Origin of the sequence: Yoonia sp. 72 (assembly GCF_034652275.1) — a bacterium.
GTDB lineage: Bacteria > Pseudomonadota > Alphaproteobacteria > Rhodobacterales > Rhodobacteraceae > Yoonia.
This window is the reverse complement of record NZ_JAXIWG010000001.1, coordinates 862,449-883,378: the sequence shown is the minus strand read 5'-3', so window position 1 is coordinate 883,378 and position 20,930 is coordinate 862,449. Positions and strand designations below refer to the sequence as shown.

Sequence of the window (20,930 nt, the reverse complement as noted above, 5' to 3'; positions counted from 1 at the left end):
CATGGCGGGCGCACTTGACGGGATCACGGTGCTGGACCTGACCCGCATTCTGGCGGGGCCGACCTGCACGCAATTGCTGGGCGATCTGGGCGCGCATGTCATCAAGGTCGAAAACCCCGCGACGGGCGGTGACGACACACGCGGCTGGGGGCCACCCAATGTCTGTGACACGGACGGCCAGCCCACGGATTTGTCGGCCTATTTCATGGCCGCCAACCGCAATAAGAAGTCCGTTGCCATCGACATCAGCACAAAGCTTGGCCAGCAGCAGGTCCGCGCGCTGGCCCGCCGCGCTGACATCGTGGTAGAGAATTTCAAACCGGGTGGTCTTGCGAAATACGGGCTGGGGCCGGATGATCTGCTGACGCGGCAGCCGGGGCTGATCTATTGCTCGATCTCGGGGTTTGGCCAAACCGGCCCGAACCGCGATAAGCCGGGCTATGATCTGATGGCCCAAGGCTTTGGCGGCATCATGAGCCTGACCGGCGAACCGGACGGCGCGCCGATGAAGGTGGGCGTTGGCATCGCCGATGTGATGTGCGGCATGTATGCGACCGTCGGTATCCTCGCCGCCCTGCGTCACAAGGAACGCACCGGCGAAGGCCAGCATATCGACATCGCCTTGGTGGATAGCCAGTTGGCGTGGCTGATCAACGAAGGAACGAATTACCTTGAATCGGGCGACCTGCCGCAGCGCCGCGGCAACGGTCACCCCAATATCGTCCCCTATCACGTCTTTGCCGTGGCCGATGGCCATGCGATCATCGCGGTCGGCAACGACAGCCAGTTCGCGCGGTTCTGCGACTTTCTTGACTGCGCCGAAATCGTGCAGGATGCGCGTTTCACCACCAACCTTGCGCGGACGCAAAACCGCGATGCCTTGCTCGCGGTGATCGGACCACGGCTTGCTGCCCGTCCGTTGGCCGAGGTGATCGCGGCTCTCGAGGCGCGCAAGGTGCCTGTCGGACCTGTCAACACGATTGATCTGGCGCTGGGGTCCGATCAGGCGCAGGCGCGCGACATGGTCGTGGCGATGCCGCGCGCAGATGTGCAAAAAGGGCAGGTGCGCCTGCTGGGCAATCCGCTGAAACTGTCGCGCACGCCTGTCAGCTACCGCCTGCCGCCGCCGCATTGCGGTCAGGACAGCGAAGAGATACTCGCCCGACTGACCCTTGAAGACTGACCAAAGGATAAATCCATGAAAGCCGTCGCCCTGACCCGTTACCTGCCGGTGACCGACCCTGCCTGTTTTGTCGATGTCGATCTGCCCAAGCCTGTGCCGGCGGGGCGCGACATTCTGGTGGCGGTCAAGGCGGTGTCGGTCAATCCGGTCGATACCAAGGTGCGCAAGTCCAAAGGTGCCGATGTGGTCGAAAACCCAGCCCGCGTGCTGGGCTATGATGCCGCCGGCGTGGTCGAGGCCGTGGGGCCGGATGTGGAACTCTTCGCCGTGGGCGACGAGGTCTATTATTCCGGCGACATCACGCGGTCAGGCTCGAATGCGGAATTCCAGCTGGTCGATGAACGCATCGTCGGGCGCAAACCTGCGACCTTGGGCTTTGCGCAGGCCGCCGCCCTGCCGCTGACGACGATCACGGCTTACGAGTCGTTTTTCGACCGGCTGCGCATCGACCGCGACGGGGCGGATGCAGGCCAAACCATCCTGATCATCGGGGCAGGGGGCGGTGTCGGGTCCATCGGGATCCAGCTTGCCAAGGCGGCGGGGCTCGTGGTGATCGCAACGGCGTCGCGGGCTGAAACCATCGCCTGGGTGACCGAACTGGGGGCCGATCATGTCATCGACCATCGGCAGGACATGGTGGCACAGGTCCGCGCGCGTGGCATCCATCACGTCGATCACATCGCCGTTTTCAACGACATGCGCCATTGGGATGCGGCTGTCGAGCTGATCCGCCCGCAAGGCGGGATCGTGTCCATCGACAACACCGATGTCCCGATGCCGATGGCGGGGATGAAGACCAAGGCCGCCAGCCTGCATTGGGAATTCATGTTCGCCCGCGCGATGTTCCAGACCCCCGACATGATCGCACAGCACCATCTGCTGACCTATGTCGCGGGTGAAATCGACGCGGGCCGTTTGCGCACGACGCTTGATACCGTGCTGACCCCGATCAACGCCGAAAACCTGCGCAAGGCGCATGCGCTGATCGAGGCGGGGACGGCCAAAGGCAAGATCGTTCTGGAACAATTCTGACCGGCGGGTGTTTCTGGAACACCACGCCACAAGGTTGTGTATGTGGGCCTGACGCAAAATGCTTGTCAGACGCATGTGTGCTGCCTAGAGATGGAAAAAACCTGTTGATGCCTGAGTTGGAAGTGATCCTATGTTGAACCGTCGCCATTTCATCGTTTCGGGCGCTGCCCTGTTTTCCACGCCGATTGCGGCACAAACCCTCGAGGATGCGGCCACCGACACCTTGACCGGCGGCGAGATCACGACCGATCTGCCCGAAGTCGCAGAGGTTGTGGCACCGCGCGCGCCCGTCTCGCCGCCGTCGATGTGGCCGGTCTGGGACCGCCGCGTGACGCCTGCGAACTACGACCCGATGACGTCGAACCCCTGGGGCTTCCACCCACGGTTCCTGCCGACGCTGGTGCAGGCCAATGACGGGTTGCGTGCCGGCGACATCCACGTCGATGCGGTTGCGCGCTATCTTTACCATGTGCGCGGCGACGGCACCGCGATGCGCTATGGCGTGGCCATCGCGCGGGGCAATCTTTACGAACCCGGCACCTATACGATCCGCCGCAAGGCGAAATGGCCGACATGGCGCCCCACGGACGCAATGATCGCCCGCGAACCCGAAGTCTATGCCCAGCATGCAGATGGCATGGATGGCGGTCCGTCCAACCCTTTGGGATCGCGTGCCTTCTATCTGTTCACAGGCAACCGCGACACCTATCTGCGCATCCACGGCACCCCAAGCCCGCGGTCCATCGGCGGACGGGCCAGTTCCGGCTGCGTGCGGATGGTCATGGCCCATATCATCGGGCTGTACGAAGATGTGAACACCGGCAGCAGCGCGATTCTCTATCCCACCGAGGTCACTGCGCGAAGCTGATTGGCTGCGCCCGTTGCGGCGCAGCCTTTGGGCTATGATCAGGTCGTAGCAGGTTCCGCGGTTGGTGCCGGTGCAGGCGCCTCGGCACAGATCGTGTTGCCGCGCGCCGTGCGCAATGGCAGCAATGTGGTCTCGACCGGACCAATATGTTCGTACCAGTAACAGTTGTCCTCTTGCACAAAGACAACCCTGTCGAGGTTCTGGTTGGGTGCCGCAATCGCGCGCACGCTTTCGGGCAGTTCAGCCAGGAACGGCGACCCGTTTGGTGCAGCCTCTGTCGCGGGCATCTCGGTGCAGGCGGCCAGTGACACGCCAGCCAGCAGCAACAGTTTCGACCGAATATTCATCTGTATTCTCCAGTTTTGCGTGGCCAAAGCCCCTTTGACCCTTGCGTGAGTGGCAGCACCTTGACGAATGCGCAACAGGGACCGTGCATTATCCGAGATTTTTCTACATGGGCGTTGTCTGTCCGCATCCAGAAAATTCGCTTGCTTTTGTGGCAAACTGCACAACAATCGGGCAAATGATGACTGTTCTGACGCAGAGTCCCCCGGCAGATGACCGAGCGGCTGGAGTCTTTGCCCGACGCGGATGAATTGTGGTCGCCGACAGGATCAAACCACCAACGGGGAAACACCAATGTTCAATCGTACACTTCTGGCTGTCGCGCTGACGGGCGCATCGGCTGTTCACGCACAGACCGACTTGCCTTTTACGCTCGACTGGCGCTTTGAAGGGCCCGCAGCCCCCTATTTCGCGGCCATCGACAACGGCAATTTCGCGGCCCTTGATCTGAATGTCACGGTGTCCGCCGGTGACGGATCGCTCGATGCGATTCCCAAGGTGGCGACGGGCGCCTTCCCCGTGGGCATGGCCGACATCAACAGCCTGATCAAGTTTCTGGACCAGAACCCCGGCGCGCCCGTGATCGGCGCGATGATGATCTATGACAAACCGCCCTTTGCCGTCATCGGACGTCGGTCGCTGGGCATCGACGACACGCCCCAAAGCCTTGAGGGCAAGATCCTCGGCGCGCCGCCGCCTGACGGCGCTTGGGCGCAATTCCCGATCTTTGCCGCCGAAAACGGGCTCGACATGGGTATGATCACCGTGGAACCCGTGGGCTTTCCCACACGCGAACCGATGCTGGCCGAAGGCAATGTCGCAGCCATCACCGGCTTTTCCTTCACATCTTATCTGAACACCGCCCGTCTGGGCGTGCCAGAGGATGATCTGGTCACGCTGCTGATGGCCGATCACGGCGTCGATCTTTATGGCAACGTCATCATCGTCAACACCGATTTCGCCGCCGCCAACCCCGAGGTGGTCAGCAGCTTCTTGCAAGGTGTCGCCGAAGGCTGGGCCACCGCCATTGCCGACCCCGCAGCCGTGATCCCCTTGCTGATCGAACGCAACCCCGCCGCCGATGCGGACCTCGAACTGCGCCGCCTGCAGCTGTCGATTGATGACAATGTGGCGACCGACTGGGTTATGGAAAACGGGTTCGGCATCATCGACGACGCACGGATGGCCAATGCGATCACGCAGATTGCAACGACCTATGACTTCGTCAACGAACCCGACGCATCCTTGTATTTCACCAGCGCCTATCTGCCCGAGGGCGGATTTTCTCTGGCCGAATGACCTTGGAGAACCTGATTGATATAAAGGGGGTGCGGCATGCGTATCGCACCGCCTCTGGCCCTCTGCCGGTGCTCGATGGTCTGGAACTGTCCGTGCCGGAAGGGGGCTTTGTCGCCGTTGTCGGCCCGTCGGGGTGCGGGAAATCCACCCTGACGCGGCTGATCGCGGGGCTGCTCATCCCCGATCTGGGCGAGGTGCGGGTGCATGGCACGCGCATCACAGCACCCAGGTCGAATGTCGGCATGGCCTTCCAGAACCCCGTGCTGCTGGAATGGCGCACGATCCTGCAGAACGTGCTGCTGCCATTGGAAATTGTCCCGACAAAGCTGTCGAAGGCGCAAGGTGAAGAACGAGCGCGCAAACTGCTTGCACTGGTGGGGCTGGAAGGGTTCGAGAACAAGCGCCCGTCCGAACTGTCCGGCGGCATGAAACAGCGCGCGTCGCTGTGCCGTGCGCTGATCCACGCGCCCGAAGTGCTGATCCTCGATGAGCCTTTCGGCGCGCTTGATGCCTTCACCCGCGAGGACCTCTGGCAGATCATGCACCGCGTGAAGGCCGAAGAACCCTTTACCGGCGTGCTGATCACCCATGATCTGCGCGAATCCATCTTTCTGGCCGATCAGGTCGTCGTCCTGTCGGGCCGGCCTGCGCGCACGCAATATGTGCTGGATATCCCCGACACCGGCCTGCGCACGCTGGACCATCTTTACACACCCGAGGCCGCGAACATGCTCAACATCCTGCGCCACCAGATCGAGGTCGCCCAAGGCCGCGTCCCTGCGGGAGACGCCGCATGACCGCGCGGCAGGTCTATGTGCCGGTCGCGGCACTGCTGATCTTTCTGGCGGCTTGGGAGGCGCTGGTCTGGGTCATGGGCTGGCCCACCTTCAAGATGGCCGCCCCCAGTGATCTGCCCCCTGCCTATGCCAAATACTGGGAACTTTTCCTGACGATGGGCTGGCAGACATTGTGGCGTACGGTGGCGGGTCTGTTTTTGGCCGTCGTGTTCGGCACGGCGCTGGGCATGGTGATGGGCTTTTCCCGCACGATGCGCGATGCGCTTTACCCGCTGCTGGTCGGCTTCAACGCCGTGCCCAAGGCGACCGTGGTGCCTATCGTGGCGCTGATGTTCGTGGGCTGGCACGATTTCAACACGGTGCTGATCGCCTTCATGATTAGTTTCTTCCCCATCGCCGTTTCCGTCTCCATCGGCCTGTCCACGCTCGAACCCGAATACCGCGATATCCTGCGGTCGCTGGGTGCATCACAATCCACGATCTTTTGGAAAATCGCGCTGCCCAAGACCCTGCCCGAATTCTTCGGCGCGCTGAAGGTGTCGGTCACGCTGGCCTTTATCGGCACCAACCTGATGGAGATCGTCTCTCCCCACGGGCGCGGCCTTGGGGCGCTGTTCGACAGCGGCAAGACCAACTCCGACTATCCGCTGATGTTCGCGGTGCTGATCGCCTTGGCGCTGCTGGGGATTTTTCTCTATTACATCGTGGTGGCGCTGGAAAAGACCTTTGCGGGCTGGGCAGACCGGAGCAACCCCTACTAGGCGCTGAAATCCCGCCGCAGCACATTCTTCTGCACCTTGCCCATCGTGTTGCGCGGCAGGGTGTCCAGCAGCACATAGCGGCGCGGTTGCTTGAAGCGGGCGAGGGTGGCTGCGACCTGTGCGGCGATATCCGCGGTGGTCAGCGTGACGCCCGCCTCCAGCACCACCCCTGCTACCACCTGTTCGCCCAAGTCCGCGTCCGGCACGCCGAACACCGCGCTTTCCAGCACGCCCGCCACCGCGTTGATCGCATCCTCGACCTCTTTGGGGTAGATGTTGTAGCCGCCCGCGATAATCAGGTCTTTCATGCGGCCCACGATGCTGATCCGTCCGTCGGCATCCGCGACACCCAGATCGCCGGTGATGAAAAAGCCCGTGTCGCGCAGGTCTTCGCGCGTCTTGTCGGGCATGTTCCAATAGCCGGAAAACACATTGGGGCCACGCACTTCGATCATGCCGATGGCGCCTTGGGGCAGGGGTGCGCCTGTCGCGGGGTCGGTGATGACGACCTCGGTGCCGGGCAGGGGGAAACCGACGGTGCCTGCGACCCTGTCACCCGTGTAAGGGTTCGAGGTAATCATATTGGTTTCGGTCATGCCGTAGCGTTCAAGGATCTTATGACCCGTGCGCGCCGCGAACGCGTCATGCGTTTCCGCCAGCAGCGGGGCCGAGCCGGAGATGAACAGCCGCATACCGGCGCACAGCTCCGTCGTCAGGCGCGGATCGGCCAGCAGGCGAGTGTAGAAGGTCGGGACACCCATCATCAGCGTGGATTGCGGCAGTTCCGCGATCACCGCGTCAGGGGTGAAAGCCGTCATGAACCGGACCTGCGCCCCCGCCAGCAACGACGTGTTCAGCGCCACGAACAGCCCGTGCGTGTGAAAGATCGGCAGCGCATGGATCAGCCGGTCCTGCGCCGTGATCTGCCAGAGGTCGGTCAGCGCCTGCGCGTTGGACAAGAGATTGCGATGGCTCATCATCGCGCCTTTGGACCGCCCTGTCGTGCCGGAGGTATAAAGCAACCCTGCCAGATCATCCGGCCCGCACGGCACGGTGGCGAAACGGTCTGCCGCGGCATCGGCGGCGGCGGGCAGGGTGCCGCCTCCATCCGCGCCCAGTGTCAAAAGCACAGCACCTTGGGGGCAAAGCGGACGCAGGGTCTCTGCGTCCTTGCTGTCGCAGACCACGACCTTGGGGGCCGCATCGGCGATGAAATACGCAAGTTCCGCCTGCGTGTATCCGGTGTTGAGCGGCAGATAGACCGCCCCCGCCTGCACAGTGCCCGCGTAAAGGGCGACCGCATCCGGCAGCTTGGGTACTTGGGCGACAACCCTGTCACCGGGACGCAGATCATGTGCGGCCAGCACATTCGCGACCTGCGCCGCGCGGCGCACGAATTCCGCGTAACTCTGGCTTCGCCCGTCGTCACCGATCAGGAAAGGGGCCGTATTGGCCGCATGGGGTGCGATCAGCGCATCATAAAGCAGGTTGGCCAAGGGCAGGTCCTATTTGTCGTGGCGTGACCGGCCTTTGGCGTAAAGGTGCCGGTTCAACGTGATGAAATCACGGATCAGCCGCCCCAGCAATCCGGCAGACCGCCCCTTGAGATAGGCATAGCCTGCCAGCGCGCCGATCACCGCCCCGACCGCATCCATGATCAGGTCGATCATCGTGTCATTGGCGCTTTTCTGCATGTTGGTGCCAAAGGTCTGGTCCATCGCGAACTCGAAGATTTCCCACAAGGCACCGATACTCAGCGCGAAGGTGAAGGACAGAAAGGCAATCGCGCTAGGCGGCGCGGCGAACCTGTCGCCTTCGAACAGCATGTAGATGAACAGAAAACCGATCATCCCCAGTGCGACGGCAGACGAGGCATGCAGCGCCATATCCCACCACCAGATCCGGTAATAGACGTCAAAAACCTCGCCGAAGATCAGCGAGGCGATGATGAAAGCGACGGTTGCGACCAGAAACGGCAGCGGCAGCGCGATATTGTACCGCGAGGCGAGCACGATGGGCGCCATCGACAGGATCAGCGTCAGCGCCGACATCGCAGCCAGCGGCCACCAGCCTTCCCAGATCGCCCAGACCGCTGCCAGCATCAGCGCGATCCAGATCGGCGCCAGAAGGCGCAGGCGGGTGTTGTTATGCTGCGATGCTTGGGTCATTGTTCCGTCTCTTTCATCCGCGCGGGGGGATACCTATATGATGGGGATGACAAGCGTTCCTCACAAGCCACGGCTCTTGCGGTTGGCGTCCTATAACATCCGCAAGGCCAAAGGCGTCGACGGGCGCTATGATCCGGGCCGGATCGTGGACATTCTCGCCGGTCTCGACGCCGATGTTGTCGCCGTGCAAGAAGCCGATTTTCGCTGGCGCGGCAGGCCGGGGGCCTTGTCGTCCGATGTCATCAGGGAACACACGGATTACGATCTGGTTCCGGTCTCTACGAATGATAACAGTCTGGGATGGCACGGTAATGCGGTGCTGGTCCGGCGCGGCAGTGTCGTGACCGATGTCAAACGCCTGATCTTGCCGGGACTGGAACCGCGTGGCGCCTTGCGGATCGATCTGGACGCAGGCGGGCCGTTCAGCGTCATTGCCACCCATCTGGGGCTGACGCGGTTTCACCGCCAGCACCAACTGGCCGCGATCCGCGATGCTGTGGCCAGCGACGGGCGGCCCACGGCGATCTTAGGGGATTTCAACGAATGGTCGCCCTCGCGTGGGTTGGAACCGTTGCGCGCGGATTTCACGGTCTACGCGCCGGGCAAGTCCTTTCATGCCGCGATGCCGATAGCCGCGCTCGACCGGATCGCGCTCAGCCAGAATATCGAGCTTCGCGATGGCGGTGTCGTGCAGACACCGCAAAGCCTGCGGGCCTCGGACCATCTGCCGATCTGGGGCGATGTGCTGATCGACCGCGCCGCCTGATTGACGCAGGTCAAGGGACCGGCCTGTGGTTTGTGGCATGATGGCACATCCCGATGGCCTAGGAGGACCCGCGATGACCCAAGACACCGACAAAGACTGCTTTGCCCCCGATGTGCTGGACACGCTTGCCGCTGTCACGCCTGCCGCAACCTGGATGAACACCGCATGGATCGAGGCCATGACAGAGGTAGGCAGCGAACTTGCCACCTTTGTGGCCGAAAGGCTCCGGCAGGATATCGAGTTGCAGCAGGCCCTGCTGCGGTGCCGGTCCTTGGCCGAAGTGCCGCATGTGCAGGCCGAGTTCTTCCAGAAGGCGCTGGACCAGTATCAGGCCGAAACCGGCAAGCTGATCGAGATCACCGGCAAGATGGCGGCAGAACTGCATCCGGCGCCAAAGGCTGACTGATACGGCAAGGACCAGCGCCGGGCCGCAAGACCCGGCGCTGCCACTTCAATGCGCCAGCAGGACGGTGTGGTCGCTCTGGCCGACGATGATCTGTGTTGTGCCGCCCAGAATGCGCTGGCGCGCGCGTGACCGGACATAAGCGCCCATCACGATCAGGTCAGCGCCGATCTCGCTCGCGCGGGCAAGGATGCAGGTGCCGATATCCTGCCCTGCGCTGGGCGATTGTTGCACGGTGACAGCGCAGCCATGCCGCGTCAGCCACGTGGCCACATCGCTGCCGGGGTTCTGGCCTTCGGGACCATGCGGGTTGGGATCGACGACAAGCACCGTCACCTGTTCGGCCTGTCGCAGGATGGGCAAGGCGCGGTGCAGCGCACGGATCGCGGGCAGGCTGCCGTCCCATGCGATCATCGGGCGTTTGGCTTGCAGCAGGGCATCGACCCCTTTGGCATTCAGCGCGACACCGACCGGCGTCTTGAAAAGCACCCCTTCGAGCGTCTGCTGAAAGGTCAGCGCGGTCGCGGACAGCGCCGGATCGATCAGTACGACATCGCAAAGCGCCGCACGGGCGGCGACCTGTTCATCCAGAACCGAGGCTTCGCCGTAGGCGGATGTCACGTCACCGGCGACACCTGCCGCCTGCAACAGCTTCTCGATTGCATCGGCGCGGTCGGCGACTTCGGTGCCGCCGGCCTGATAGGTCTCGTGCCAGTTCTCGGGAAAGATGATCGGGCCATAGGGCGCGGACCCGTAAGCCCACATAGGCAGGGACGGGGCCGCGCCAACCACCAGCACCGACAGATGCACGCCCGCGGCGGGCACGCTGCTGATGTAATGGCGAATGCGGTCATCGGAACAGGCGGCATCAACGACGATCAGGGCTGTCAAACGGTCCATGGGTCATATCCTTTGTTTGCACGCGGGCAGAATGTCGCGCGTTGCGGGTTCATCGCACAAAGGCGCGCCCAATGCCTTGACGCAAATCAACCCGCGCTTGCCGTGGCCTTGTCGATGTGCGACCCAAGGACAAAGACCGCGCGCCGCCCCGTGATCCGAGGAAGACATGTCCGCCACTCTGACCCGAACCGCGCCGGACCCGTCCGGACAAGCCCGCTTTGACAGCGATGGCGCGCGGCTGTCGGTGCAGGGGCGGCTGACGATCGACAATTTCGAACATCTCGACCTTGATGCGATCCGCGCGCAGGCAGCAACGGCCGAGGCGGTTGATATCAGTGATCTTGCCCACGTTGATACCGCCGGCGCGTGGTTCCTGCTTGATCTGGCGGGGCGCACAGCGGCGGGTGCAGCGACGGGGATCACCGGGGCCAGCGACGCGCAGACCCAGCTGATCGACACTGTGCGCGACAATCTTCCGCCCGAGCATGCAGGCGACGCGGCACCCAAGATGTGGGCAGAGTATCTTGACAAGCTGGGCCGCCGTGTTGCGCTGGCGGGCAGCAACGCGCTCGAAATCGTGTCCTTTCTGGGTCAGGTCATGGCAACCTTGGGCCGCGTGATCCGCCATCCGCGCCAGCTTCGCCTGACCTCGGTGGTGCATCATTGTCAGGAGGTCGGCCTGCAGGCCGTGCCCATCGTGTCGTTGATGGCCTTTCTGATCGGGGTCGTGCTGGCGTTTCAGGGGTCCGCGCAACTGCGCCAGTTCGGGGCCGAGGTATTCGTCGTCGATCTGATCGCCATTTCAATCCTGCGCGAGCTTGGGATTCTCTTGACCGCGATCATCGTGGCGGGGCGGTCGGGGTCGGCCTTTACCGCCGCCATCGGGTCGATGAAAATGCGCGAGGAAATCGACGCCATGCGCACGCTGGGCCTTGATCCGGTGGCGATCCTGATCGTGCCGCGCGTGCTGGCGTTGATCGTCATGCTGCCCGCCTTGGGGCTGATCGCGAATATCTCGGGCCTGATCGGTGGCGCGATCATGTCGTGGATCGAACTTGGCGTGTCCCCTGCGGTGTTCCAGTCGCGGCTGGTCAGCAATACCGATGTCTGGCATTTCAACGTCGGCATGATCAAAGCCCCGTTCTTTGCGCTGATCATCGGGATCATCGGCTGCTACCAAGGCATGAAAGTCGGCGGCGATGCCGAAAGCCTTGGTCGGCTGACATCGGCCTCGGTCGTGATGGCGATTTTCATGGTGATCGTGGCGGATGCGCTGTTTTCGATCTTTTTCGCGATTGTGGGGGTGTGATGACCTACGATCCCAACACTGATCCGATCATCCGTGTGCGGGGGCTGGTCACCCGTTTTGGCACGACAACCGTGCATGACGGGCTGGACCTTGACGTCAAACGCGGCGAGATCATCGGCGTTGTGGGCGGCTCGGGCACCGGCAAATCGGTGCTGCTGCGGTCCATCGTCGGCCTGTTGAAACCCGCCGAAGGGCAGATCGAGGTGTTCGGCCAAAGCGTGCGCGACACCGACGCCGATGAGTATCGCGCCCTGCGGCGGCGCTGGGGGGTGATGTTTCAGGACGGCGCGCTGTTTTCATCGCTGACCGTGCGCCAGAACGTCGAAGCGCCGATGCGCGAACAGCTCGACCTTGACGACGACCTGCGCGCGCTGCTGGCAGGGATCAAGGTGCGCATGGTGGGGCTGCCTGACAGGGCGCTGGAAAACTATCCGTCCGAATTGTCGGGGGGGATGCGCAAACGGGCAGGGTTCGCGCGCGCCATCGCGCTTGATCCCGAAATCGTGTTTCTGGATGAACCCACGGCAGGGCTTGACCCCATCGGGGCGGCGGCGTTCGATACCCTGATCAAGCAGTTGCAGAAGTCGCTGGGGCTGACGGTGTTTCTGGTGACGCATGATCTGGACAGCCTGCATGCGATCTGTGACCGGATCGCTGTTCTGGCCGACAAGAAAGTGCTTGCCGTCGGCACCATGCAGGAGATGCTGGCACTCGACCACCCTTGGGTGCACGAATATTTTCATGGGCCCCGTGCACGGGCCGCCACCCCCGTGGCAGACCGGAAAGAGACTGACTGATGGAAACGCGTGCCAATTTTGTCCTGATCGGGGCTTTTACGCTTGCCGCCATCCTTGGCACGCTGGGGTTTTTCATCTGGCTCGCGTCGGTCCAGCTTGACCGGCAATATGCGACCTATGGCATCCTGTTCGACGATGTGACCGGCCTCGATGCATCCGGTGCCGTGACCTACAACGGGATCGCGGTGGGGTCGGTCATCGGGCTGCGGATTTTCGAGGATGATCCGTCCAAGGTCTTCACCATCATCGAAGTCGATGCAGCCACCCCCGTCAGCACCGCCACCGTCGCGCAGTTGCAATCGCAGGGGGTGACAGGGGTGGCCTTTATCTCGCTCTCGGTCTCGCAGACAGAGGCCGCACCGATCGAGACCTTTGCAAGCGGCCTGCCGGTCATCGCGTCGCGCCGGTCCACCGTGCAGGCGCTGGTCGAGGATGCGCCCGACCTTCTGGCCGAAGCACGGCTTTTGTTGCAACAGGCGCAGGTCTTTGCGGGGTCGGAAAATCAGGCGTTGGTTGCGGATATCCTGCGCAATCTTGCCCGCACCAGTGGCCAGCTTGATCAGGCGCTCAGCGATTTTTCCGAGATCAGCGGTACGGTCCGCGATGCCACATCCCAGATCACGCTGTTCACCGAACGGCTCGATACCATCGGCGAGGCGGTTGAAACCACGCTGCGCAGCACCGACAGTGCGCTGGTCGCCGTGCAGCAGGCGTTTGTCTCCGCCGATGCCGTGCTGAACACGACCGGCCCCGCGCTGGAACGGGCCGAAAGCACCTTTGCGCTGGCCGAGGATTTGTTGCGCGACCAGATCCCCACGATCCTGGCGCAGGTGTCCGATACGGTCACGCAGGCCAATGCGGCGGTGCAGGATATCCAGACGCGCACAGGCCGGACGCTGGACGGGTTCGGCGATACTGCCGATTTGCTGAACGCACGACTGGTCGAGCTGGAAACGACGCTTGCCGATGCGACCATCGCCTTTGACGCGGTGACCACGGCGTCTGAAAGCCTTGAGGTGCTGGTCGAAGGCGACGGCGCGGAATTCATCGCCGAGGCGCGCGCCGCCATTGCCACCGTCGAAACTGTCGTCAACACCGATCTGCCGTTGATCGTGGCCGATGTGCGCACCGCGGTGCAGACAGCGTCGCTTGCGGTCGAAGATGTCGCCGCCGATGTGACGGGCTTTACCAGCCGCCTGACACCGCTGGCCGATGACACGCAAGAGGCAGTGACTGCCGCCACCGACCTGATCGCGCAGGCCCAGACCTCGCTCGCGGCGCTGAACACCACGCTTGTCGTTGTAGACGGGGCGCTGGGGTCGGCGCAGACGACCTTTGATACGGCCAACGATGTGTTGCAGTCCGATCTTGGCCCCGTCCTGTCCGACCTGCGCACATCCGCCGAACGCATCAGCATCGCGGTCGAGGATGTGACGGGCGATGTGCCGGCCATCGCCGCCGACCTGCGTGCCCTGATCGCGCGGGCGGATGCGGTCGTCGCCCAAGTGCAAACCGCCGTCGCGCAATCGGCTCCGGGGATCAGCAATTTTTCGACCGGTGGCCTGACCGAACTCAGCCGTCTTGCGACCGAGGCGCGCGGCCTGATCGCCACACTTAACTCGTTGACACGGCGGATCGAAAACGACCCTGCGGGGTTCATCCTGGACAACCGCGTTCCCGAATACCGGAGGTGATATCATGACCCCAACCCGACTGACCCGCAGACTGGCCATTTTTGGCGGGGCCGTGGCCCTGAGCGGATGCAGCGCCGTGTCCGCGCTGAACTCTGCCGGAACCGCGCGCGACACCTATGACCTGATCCCGCCAAGCGGTAGTGTGACAGGGCGGCAAACACAGCGGACGCTGCTGGTCGCGCTGCCGGATGCGACAGCGGCGATCAATACCGACCGCATTTTGGTCCGCCCAAATGCCGCGGCGATCACCTATCTGCCCGACGGGCGCTGGACGGCCGAACTGCCCCGTGTCGTGCAATCGCTGCTGGTGCGCAGCATTTCGGCCACGGGGCGGATCGGCTATGTCGGACCCGCCGAAGGCGGGCCGGTCCCCGACAGCGCGCTTTTGACGCGCGTGGATGCGTTCGATGTGACCATCGGGGCGGATGGCATCCCCGTCGCCGCCATCGACATGACGCTGACCGTGTTGAACGACCGCGACCAGCGTGTGCTTGCCACGCGCCGGTTCAGCCAGTCGGTGCCGGTGGCAAATGACAGCTCTGCCGCTATCGTCGCGGGGTTTCAGGCGCTGGTGGACAGCCTGCTGCCCGCGATGGCCGATTGGGTGCTGGCCAGCGCCTGACCGAAGTTTTGTGAAATTATTGTAAAACCAAGAAAACCGGCTTGGCAGCTTCTATATTTCGTATATTCGTGAAATATGGAAAATGATATTTGCGCCCGCCTGACGACCCTTGGCCATCCGCAGCGGCTGGCCGTGTTCCGCCTGCTGATGCGTCGCTATCCCGACCGTGTGCCAGCAGGCGAACTGGCGCAGGCGCTGGATATCAAGCCATCGACCCTGTCAGCCTATCTGTCGGCGCTGATGCAGGCCGGTCTGGTCACACAGGACCGCGTTGCCACATCCCTGCAATATACCGTCGCTATCGACGCGGTCAGTCAGACCTTTGACTATCTTTTCAACGATTGCTGTCGGGGCAGGCCCGACCTTTGCGCGCCCGCGCTTTTCGAGAAAAACCCCATGACGCAGCCCAGATACAACGTGCTTTTTATCTGCACCGGCAATTCCGCCCGCTCGATCTTTGCGGAATCGATCCTGCGCAAAGAAGCAGGCGACCGCTTCAACGCCTATTCGGCGGGCACTTTGCCCCGCTCCGAACTGAACCCCTTCGCGCTCGACGTGTTGCGCGCCAAAGGGCATGACGTTTCGGACCTATCCTCCAAGAACGTCAACGTCTTTACCGGCCCCGATGCGCCCGCCTTCGATTTCGTCTTTACCGTCTGCAATCAGGCCGCCAACGAGGAATGCCCCGCATGGCAGGGTCAGCCCGTCAGCGCCCATTGGGGCATGCCCGATCCGGTCAAGGCGACAGGCACCGAGGCCGAGAAAAGCCTTGCCTTCCATCGCGCATACGGGGGGCTTGCCAACCGGATCAAGCTGTTTACGGCGCTGCCCATCGCCAGCCTTGACCGGATGTCGCTGCAAAAGGCGGTGGATGACATCGCGCAAGCCCCGTCGGAGGTATCGCTGTGACCACCTATGCGATCAACGGCCTTGGCCGCATCGGAAAACTCGCACTGAAACCGCTGTTGGAGAAAGGCGCGCGGATTGCGTGGATCAACGACGCCGTGGGCGATCCCGCGATGCATGCGCATCTGCTGGAATTCGACACGGTGCATGGCCGCTGGGCCGCCGATTTCGCGCATGATGCGGACAGCGTCACGATTAATGGCACCCGGCTGCCCTTTATCGGGACAAAGGACCTGACGGCACTGCCGCTGGACGGTGTCGATGTGGTGATCGACTGCACCGGCGTGTTCAAGACGGAAAGCAAGCTGGCCCCCTATTTCGCGGCGGGCGTGAAAAAGGTCGTGGTGTCCGCGCCGGTCAAAGACGGGCCGACGGCGAATATCGTCTATGGCGTGAACGATAGCGCCTATGATCCTGCCCTGCACCGGATCGTCACGGCGGCGTCCTGCACCACGAACTGCCTTGCGCCCGTGGTAAAGGTGCTGCTGGACGGGATCGGCATCACGCATGGGTCGATCACGACGATCCATAACGTCACCAACACCCAGACCATCGTGGACCGTCCTGCCAAGGACCTGCGCCGCGCGCGCTCAGCGCTGAATTCGCTGATCCCCACGACGACCGGCAGTGCCACCGCGATCACGCTGATCTATCCCGAACTGATGGGCAAGCTGAACGGCCATGCCGTCCGCGTGCCTTTGCTGAACGGATCATTGACCGATTGCGTGTTCGAGGTGCCGCGCCCGACCACGGTCGAGGAAATCAACGCCCTGATGAAAGCCGCCGCCGAAGGCCCGCTGAAAGGCATCCTCGGCTATGAGGAACGCCCGCTGGTGTCGGCCGATTATACCAACGATACGCGGTCGGGGATCGTCGATGCGCCGTCCACGATGGTGGTGAACGGCACGCAGGTGAAGCTTTACGTCTGGTATGACAACGAGATGGGCTATGCGCACCGTCTGGCCGATGTCGCGCTGATGGTCGGGGCGTCGCTGTGACGGTCAGACCCGCAGGGCTGAACGCCTATATCGCTGTCACCGCATCCTATTGGGCGTTCATGCTGACGGATGGCGCGCTGCGCATGCTGGTGCTGTTGCACTTTCACACGCTGGGCTTTTCGCCCGTGCAGCTGGCCTATCTTTTTGTCCTCTATGAAATCGCGGGGATCGTCACCAACCTGTCCGCAGGCTGGATCGCGGCACGGTTCGGGTTAACCCTGACGCTGTATCTGGGGCTGGGCTTGCAGGTGCTGGCGCTGCTGGCGCTGGCGCAGCTTGATCCGACGTGGGCCATCGGTGCCTCGGTCGTGTTCGTCATGCTGGTGCAAGGGGCGAGCGGGGTGGCCAAGGATCTGGCCAAGATGGCATCAAAGTCCGCCGTCAAGATACTGGCCCCCGATGGTGGACTGTTCCGCTGGGTCGCGCTGCTGACCGGATCGAAGAACGCGGTCAAAGGCTGCGGCTTTCTGCTGGGGGCGGTGCTGCTGGCGACGTTGGGATTCACTGCGGCGGTGCTGGCCATGGCGGCGGTGCTGGCCGTGATCCTGTGCGCGGTGCTGGCCTTCATGCCCTCCGGTCTGCCCAAAGGGCGCAAGGGCGCCAAATACACCGAGGTCTTTTCCAAATCCCACAACGTCAACTGGCTGAGTGCGGCGCGCGTCTTCCTGTTTGGCGCGCGCGATATCTGGTTCGTCGTGGGCATCCCGATCTATTTCTATGCCGTGCTGTCGGACGGGACCGTCGCGAGCAACCGCACCGCGTTCTTCATGATCGGGACGTTCATGGCGATCTGGATCATCCTATATGGCGCGGTGCAGGCGGCGGCACCCAAGGTTCTGCGCGCTGACGCGCGGCCAGCGGCGGAACTCATCGGGGCTGCGCGGCAATGGGCCTGGGCGCTGGCGGCAGTGCCTGCGATCCTGACCTCGGCGGCGGTGCTGTCAACGGGTCCGCAGGTCTGGCTCACGGTGACGCTGGTCTTGGGACTGCTGGTCTTTGGCGCGGTCTTTGCAGTCAATTCGGCGCTGCATTCCTATCTGATCCTGTCCTTCAGCAAGGCGGAACGGGTCACGATGGATGTGGGGTTCTACTACATGGCCAATGCGGCCGGGCGGCTTTTGGGCACCTTGCTGTCGGGGCTGACCTATCAGGCGGGCGGGCTGGCGCTGATGCTGGGCACGGCGACGGTCATGGTGGCGCTGTCCGCGCTGGCGGCAGGACGGCTGGACCGCCGCGTTACTGAAACCGGTTAACGACCTTGGCATGACGGTGCGGCGCGCCGTTGCCGTGGGCGTGGCTGTGATCCTCGACCACGACAGGCACCAGCGCCAGCCGCCCGTGCCGCACGCCGCGTTCAAGGAATAGCGCATTGGCGATGGCCGCGACCTCGGCCACGGTGCCTTTCAGCACCGCGACTTCCAACGACGTCGAATGATCCACCGGCACCGACAGGGCAGCAGCAAAACGGTCGTGATGGTTCTGGCGGACCTGCGGGATCTTGCGGCCCAGATCGCGGATTTCGGGCTCGATCGTATAGCTGGCGATGCCAAGGCAAGCGGCGTCGTCAGGCGCTTCGGGTGCAAGGCTGCGGGCGACCAGATCGCGGATCGCCTCTGACCGGTTGGTGGCACCGGATGCATCCATATGCGCATCGAGTGCGGCCAACAGATCATCGTCAAGGGTCATCGTGATACGCTTCATCGGGTCTTACCTGCCATATGTGCCGCCAGCATCGGACAAAGCCGCGCCAAGGGCAATGTCCTTTGACCTGCGATCAGCCATTAGCGCTGTGCCGCAACATCGCCGGTTGCAGCACCTGCGCGCCGTGCCAGAAACGGGCGTTCGATGCCCAGATAGATCAGCGCCGACACACCCAGAGACAGGCCGAGAAACACTGGCCAGAAAAGTAGACCTCTGTCCGCGGCGCTGAGACCGAGCGCAAGGGGGATCAGCGGGAAATGTACGAGATAAAGGCTATAGGACAGCCGCGCGCCGATGCGGAACACGGGCTCTGCAAACAAGGGCAGGCCGCGCAGTGACGCCGCCGCCCAGACCGCCGCGCCGCACAGCAGGGCAACCGCGACGGGCTGCGCGCTTACGTCCCAAATCGTGATGGTCCCCATGAAATCGCCCGAGGCGAGCCAGATCACCGCTACCAGCGTCACCACCGCCAGCAGGCGCCGCGCGTTGGCTGGCGCAAGTTGCCTGCCCGCTGTCGTCAGCAACGCGACGCCCGTGCCGATCAGCAAAGCATCCAGCGAGGCATAGAACGGGCTGCGCAGGTCCTGCCAGAAGGTCGGATAAGCGACAGGCTGACCCATCTGCATATAAAGCCCGGACCGCAGCGCTACACCTGCGCCAAGGATCCCCGCTAGCATCGCAACCCGCGCGCCCAGACTGTCCAGCCGTAGCAAATTCCAGACCAGCAAGGGCAGCGCAAGATAGTATTTCACCTCGACGCCAAGCGACCAGAAGACGACGTTGATGTTGCTTGGCAGCACGTCCTGCAGGAACAGCAGGTGATAGATCACGCGCCATGTCAGGTCTTGCCCCGCCACGGCAAAGCCCGGAAAGACGCCTGCAACGGTCAGCGTCAGCACTGCCAGATAGGCCGGAAGAATGCGCCTTGCGCGATCCTGCAAATACAGGCTCACCCCCGCACCCCTGCGCGGGCCGAGCAGTTTTGCCCCCAAAAGATACCCTGAAAGCACAAAGAACAGATCGACGCCGACCCAGCCGTTCAGCGCTACATAATCGAAGAAGCTGTAGGTGGCCGGATCAACGCCATGCAGCAACGCCCGCTGTCCATGCCGCAAAAGCACCAATACGATCGCGACCGTCCGTAGCAGGTCAAGCCAAGGGTTGTCGCCGTGCCGTTGCGCAAAAGAGGCGGCCAGCCAGCCGGTCGCCCGCGCCATGTTTACTCACCCGGTGCGGATGACAGGCCAAGCGTTTCCTGCATCTTGGGCTTGCGAACCTTCCAGATCAGGGAATCCACAACGTAATGGTGGAAATTCACGATCTGGTACAACACGATCGTCGCCGATACGCCTGCAAAGAACAGCCAGTCGATCGTTCCGAGGATTCCCCAGTAAACGACGCCCGTGATCGCGACGCAGACCAGCAGGTAATGCAGCAGCCTGCCGGGCTGGCTGATGTAGGACAGGAACTTGGCGTCGGGGTCGATCCCGTTCTTGAACCGCTTGGTGTTGAACATCCACACAAACAGGATGTACTGCGCATTGTGCCAGATGTTGATCATCAGCCAGCCGACGTTGATATCGGTGATGAAGATATAGCCAAGGCCGAAGATGAAGAAATGGCTGGCCATGTACAGAGTGTGGACAATGGCAAGCCGCCCTTCCATCGCGGCGCGCACCCGCAGCCCGACCCAGACCAGCACAAGCCCCAGCGCCACCCAGAGCGAGAGATCGGCGATCAGTTGCGGCACGGGGATGGACCACAATTCCAGCCCGAGGAACCGGTCGTTTTGTTCGGCCGAACGTGACAGGATACCCGCCACCGGCACGGCATAAAAAATCGTCTGGTCGAACCAGCCGTTTTCATAGGCGGCCTTGGGATCCTTGCCGCGATAGGTGCGCGAAATGCCCCAGCTCTGGCGCGCGTAATGGAACCATTGCCAGTAGAAATAGATCGTCACGATTGCCCAGATACCCGTGACCCAGACGATCAAACCCGTCACAACCGCCACAATCGGCGTGATCCCGTAGATGATGAACTTGTTTTCGCGGTAGCTTTGTTTGTCGAAGGTCAGCCGTGTGAAGGTCGAGATGACGTGGTGATAGCCCAAAAGCCACAGGTCGAGCAGCAGGATCGGCATGAACAGCGCGGGTTCCAGTGTCAGCACCGCCAGAACCGTCAGCGGGATACCGATCAGGCCCAGAATGAACCATGTATCGAACTGCGCATTGCGCATCCACGGCAGGTCTGAATAGCGGGCCATCAACGCTGCGGTCATCTGTATCTCCCTCGAGTCAAGCCTTCATCGGGCGTTCTGTGTCGGTTAGGCAAGATAAATGGCAATAATATGACCTTATGTGTGCCTTTGTTGCGCGAACGCA

The 20,930-nt window shown here is 62.7% G+C and carries 22 protein-coding genes; 15 read left to right on the top strand and 7 right to left on the bottom strand.

Going from position 1 to position 20,930, the window contains the following annotated elements; genetic code table 11:
• Position 1 precedes the first annotated feature (1 nt).
• The 3 genes from VCK47_RS04605 (at position 2) to VCK47_RS04595 (ending at position 3,083) form a co-directional block, all read left to right on the top strand.
• Positions 2-1,183, top strand: coding sequence for a CoA transferase (locus VCK47_RS04605; RefSeq protein WP_322889542.1), 1,182 nt, complete (start codon positions 2-4; stop codon positions 1,181-1,183).
• A 15-nt stretch (positions 1,184-1,198) separates the two neighbouring features.
• Positions 1,199-2,215 (top strand): zinc-binding alcohol dehydrogenase family protein, encoded by a 1,017-nt coding sequence (locus VCK47_RS04600; protein ID WP_322889541.1) that lies wholly within the window; start codon positions 1,199-1,201, stop codon positions 2,213-2,215.
• A 130-nt stretch (positions 2,216-2,345) separates the two neighbouring features.
• The gene (locus tag VCK47_RS04595) at positions 2,346-3,083 is read left to right on the top strand and encodes a L,D-transpeptidase (RefSeq protein WP_322889540.1); all 738 of its coding nucleotides are present in this window, start codon (positions 2,346-2,348) and stop codon (positions 3,081-3,083) included.
• Between the two features lie 38 nt (positions 3,084-3,121).
• Here the strand turns inward: VCK47_RS04595 and VCK47_RS04590 are convergent, their stop codons facing one another.
• Positions 3,122-3,430 carry a hypothetical protein gene (locus VCK47_RS04590; RefSeq protein WP_322889539.1) on the bottom strand — a complete coding sequence of 103 codons (309 nt, stop codon included), beginning with the start codon at positions 3,428-3,430 and terminating at the stop codon, positions 3,122-3,124.
• Positions 3,431-3,722: 292 nt separating this feature from the next.
• On the opposite strand from VCK47_RS04590, the gene VCK47_RS04585 reads away from it, so the two are divergent.
• Genes VCK47_RS04585 through VCK47_RS04575 form a run of 3 tightly spaced genes read left to right on the top strand, consistent with a single transcriptional unit; the run spans position 3,723 to position 6,285 of the window.
• On the top strand, positions 3,723-4,727 hold the full coding sequence (locus VCK47_RS04585; RefSeq protein ID WP_322889538.1) for an ABC transporter substrate-binding protein: 1,005 nt from the start codon (positions 3,723-3,725) through the stop codon (positions 4,725-4,727).
• Positions 4,724-5,524: an ABC transporter ATP-binding protein gene (locus VCK47_RS04580; RefSeq protein WP_322889537.1), complete on the top strand. Its 801-nt coding sequence runs from the start codon at positions 4,724-4,726 to the stop codon at positions 5,522-5,524. Before VCK47_RS04585 ends, VCK47_RS04580 begins: the two co-directional genes overlap by 4 nt.
• Positions 5,521-6,285 (top strand): ABC transporter permease, encoded by a 765-nt coding sequence (locus VCK47_RS04575; RefSeq protein ID WP_322889536.1) that lies wholly within the window; start codon positions 5,521-5,523, stop codon positions 6,283-6,285. The genes VCK47_RS04580 and VCK47_RS04575 overlap by 4 nt, the downstream gene beginning before the upstream one ends.
• Here the strand turns inward: VCK47_RS04575 and VCK47_RS04570 are convergent.
• Both VCK47_RS04570 and VCK47_RS04565 read right to left on the bottom strand, forming a co-directional pair.
• Positions 6,282-7,781 carry a malonyl-CoA synthase gene (locus VCK47_RS04570; RefSeq protein WP_322889535.1) on the bottom strand — a complete coding sequence of 500 codons (1,500 nt, stop codon included), beginning with the start codon at positions 7,779-7,781 and terminating at the stop codon, positions 6,282-6,284. The genes VCK47_RS04575 and VCK47_RS04570 overlap by 4 nt on opposite strands.
• Positions 7,782-7,790: 9 nt before the next feature.
• The gene (locus VCK47_RS04565) at positions 7,791-8,453 is read right to left on the bottom strand and encodes a hypothetical protein (RefSeq protein ID WP_322889534.1); all 663 of its coding nucleotides are present in this window, start codon (positions 8,451-8,453) and stop codon (positions 7,791-7,793) included.
• A 46-nt stretch (positions 8,454-8,499) separates the two neighbouring features.
• On the opposite strand from VCK47_RS04565, the gene VCK47_RS04560 reads away from it, so the two are divergent.
• A complete protein-coding gene (locus tag VCK47_RS04560; RefSeq protein WP_322889533.1) occupies positions 8,500-9,219 on the top strand; it encodes an endonuclease/exonuclease/phosphatase family protein in 720 nt (239 codons plus the stop codon).
• Between the two features lie 73 nt (positions 9,220-9,292).
• On the top strand, positions 9,293-9,625 hold the full coding sequence (locus VCK47_RS04555; RefSeq protein ID WP_322889532.1) for a phasin family protein: 333 nt from the start codon (positions 9,293-9,295) through the stop codon (positions 9,623-9,625).
• 45 nt (positions 9,626-9,670) lie between these two features.
• Here the strand turns inward: VCK47_RS04555 and VCK47_RS04550 are convergent, their stop codons facing one another.
• Positions 9,671-10,522: a universal stress protein gene (locus VCK47_RS04550; RefSeq protein WP_322889531.1), complete on the bottom strand. Its 852-nt coding sequence runs from the start codon at positions 10,520-10,522 to the stop codon at positions 9,671-9,673.
• Positions 10,523-10,688: 166 nt separating this feature from the next.
• Between VCK47_RS04550 and VCK47_RS04545 the strand changes: the two genes are divergently transcribed.
• The 7 genes from VCK47_RS04545 (at position 10,689) to arsJ (ending at position 18,101) form a co-directional block, all read left to right on the top strand.
• Positions 10,689-11,831, top strand: coding sequence for an ABC transporter permease (locus VCK47_RS04545; protein WP_322889530.1), 1,143 nt, complete (start codon positions 10,689-10,691; stop codon positions 11,829-11,831).
• Positions 11,831-12,628: an ABC transporter ATP-binding protein gene (locus VCK47_RS04540; protein ID WP_322889529.1), complete on the top strand. Its 798-nt coding sequence runs from the start codon at positions 11,831-11,833 to the stop codon at positions 12,626-12,628. Before VCK47_RS04545 ends, VCK47_RS04540 begins: the two co-directional genes overlap by 1 nt.
• The gene (locus VCK47_RS04535) at positions 12,628-14,322 is read left to right on the top strand and encodes an MlaD family protein (protein ID WP_322889528.1); all 1,695 of its coding nucleotides are present in this window, start codon (positions 12,628-12,630) and stop codon (positions 14,320-14,322) included. Before VCK47_RS04540 ends, VCK47_RS04535 begins: the two co-directional genes overlap by 1 nt.
• Before the next feature lie 4 nt (positions 14,323-14,326).
• Positions 14,327-14,944, top strand: a complete 618-nt coding sequence (locus tag VCK47_RS04530; protein ID WP_322889527.1) for an ABC-type transport auxiliary lipoprotein family protein — start codon at positions 14,327-14,329, stop codon at positions 14,942-14,944.
• Positions 14,945-15,019: 75 nt separating this feature from the next.
• Positions 15,020-15,853, top strand: coding sequence for a helix-turn-helix domain-containing protein (locus VCK47_RS04525; protein WP_322889526.1), 834 nt, complete (start codon positions 15,020-15,022; stop codon positions 15,851-15,853).
• Entirely contained in the window at positions 15,850-16,848 is a 999-nt protein-coding gene (locus VCK47_RS04520; RefSeq protein WP_322889525.1) for an ArsJ-associated glyceraldehyde-3-phosphate dehydrogenase, read from the top strand. The genes VCK47_RS04525 and VCK47_RS04520 overlap by 4 nt, the downstream gene beginning before the upstream one ends.
• On the top strand, positions 16,845-18,101 hold the full coding sequence (gene arsJ, locus VCK47_RS04515) for an organoarsenical effux MFS transporter ArsJ (RefSeq protein WP_322889524.1): 1,257 nt from the start codon (positions 16,845-16,847) through the stop codon (positions 18,099-18,101). Before VCK47_RS04520 ends, arsJ begins: the two co-directional genes overlap by 4 nt.
• Here arsJ and nikR read toward each other — a convergent pair.
• From nikR to VCK47_RS04500, 3 genes are all read right to left on the bottom strand, one after another.
• Complete coding sequence (gene nikR / locus VCK47_RS04510) at positions 18,085-18,549, bottom strand: nickel-responsive transcriptional regulator NikR (RefSeq protein ID WP_322889523.1); 465 nt, start codon at positions 18,547-18,549, stop codon at positions 18,085-18,087. The two genes, arsJ and nikR, sit on opposite strands and share 17 nt — an antisense overlap.
• A gap of 80 nt (positions 18,550-18,629) precedes the next feature.
• Positions 18,630-19,766: an acyltransferase gene (locus VCK47_RS04505; RefSeq protein WP_322889522.1), complete on the bottom strand. Its 1,137-nt coding sequence runs from the start codon at positions 19,764-19,766 to the stop codon at positions 18,630-18,632.
• Between the two features lie 2 nt (positions 19,767-19,768).
• Entirely contained in the window at positions 19,769-20,827 is a 1,059-nt protein-coding gene (locus tag VCK47_RS04500; RefSeq protein ID WP_322889521.1) for a hypothetical protein, read from the bottom strand.
• Positions 20,828-20,930 lie beyond the last annotated feature (103 nt).

Coding starts and splice junctions, on each gene's coding strand:
- VCK47_RS04590 (WP_322889539.1), bottom strand. CDS start 3,430: ATGAATATTCGGTCGAAACTGTTGCTGCTGGCTGGCGTGTCACTGGCC.
- VCK47_RS04555 (WP_322889532.1), top strand. CDS start 9,293: ATGACCCAAGACACCGACAAAGACTGCTTTGCCCCCGATGTGCTGGAC.
- VCK47_RS04565 (WP_322889534.1), bottom strand. CDS start 8,453: ATGACCCAAGCATCGCAGCATAACAACACCCGCCTGCGCCTTCTGGCG.
- VCK47_RS04535 (WP_322889528.1), top strand. CDS start 12,628: ATGGAAACGCGTGCCAATTTTGTCCTGATCGGGGCTTTTACGCTTGCC.
- VCK47_RS04600 (WP_322889541.1), top strand. CDS start 1,199: ATGAAAGCCGTCGCCCTGACCCGTTACCTGCCGGTGACCGACCCTGCC.
- VCK47_RS04580 (WP_322889537.1), top strand. CDS start 4,724: ATGACCTTGGAGAACCTGATTGATATAAAGGGGGTGCGGCATGCGTAT.
- VCK47_RS04605 (WP_322889542.1), top strand. CDS start 2: ATGGCGGGCGCACTTGACGGGATCACGGTGCTGGACCTGACCCGCATT.
- VCK47_RS04525 (WP_322889526.1), top strand. CDS start 15,020: ATGGAAAATGATATTTGCGCCCGCCTGACGACCCTTGGCCATCCGCAG.
- VCK47_RS04575 (WP_322889536.1), top strand. CDS start 5,521: ATGACCGCGCGGCAGGTCTATGTGCCGGTCGCGGCACTGCTGATCTTT.
- VCK47_RS04540 (WP_322889529.1), top strand. CDS start 11,831: ATGACCTACGATCCCAACACTGATCCGATCATCCGTGTGCGGGGGCTG.
- VCK47_RS04545 (WP_322889530.1), top strand. CDS start 10,689: ATGTCCGCCACTCTGACCCGAACCGCGCCGGACCCGTCCGGACAAGCC.
- VCK47_RS04560 (WP_322889533.1), top strand. CDS start 8,500: ATGACAAGCGTTCCTCACAAGCCACGGCTCTTGCGGTTGGCGTCCTAT.
- VCK47_RS04500 (WP_322889521.1), bottom strand. CDS start 20,827: ATGACCGCAGCGTTGATGGCCCGCTATTCAGACCTGCCGTGGATGCGC.
- VCK47_RS04550 (WP_322889531.1), bottom strand. CDS start 10,522: ATGGACCGTTTGACAGCCCTGATCGTCGTTGATGCCGCCTGTTCCGAT.
- nikR (WP_322889523.1), bottom strand. CDS start 18,549: ATGAAGCGTATCACGATGACCCTTGACGATGATCTGTTGGCCGCACTC.
- VCK47_RS04585 (WP_322889538.1), top strand. CDS start 3,723: ATGTTCAATCGTACACTTCTGGCTGTCGCGCTGACGGGCGCATCGGCT.
- VCK47_RS04530 (WP_322889527.1), top strand. CDS start 14,327: ATGACCCCAACCCGACTGACCCGCAGACTGGCCATTTTTGGCGGGGCC.
- VCK47_RS04595 (WP_322889540.1), top strand. CDS start 2,346: ATGTTGAACCGTCGCCATTTCATCGTTTCGGGCGCTGCCCTGTTTTCC.
- VCK47_RS04505 (WP_322889522.1), bottom strand. CDS start 19,766: ATGGCGCGGGCGACCGGCTGGCTGGCCGCCTCTTTTGCGCAACGGCAC.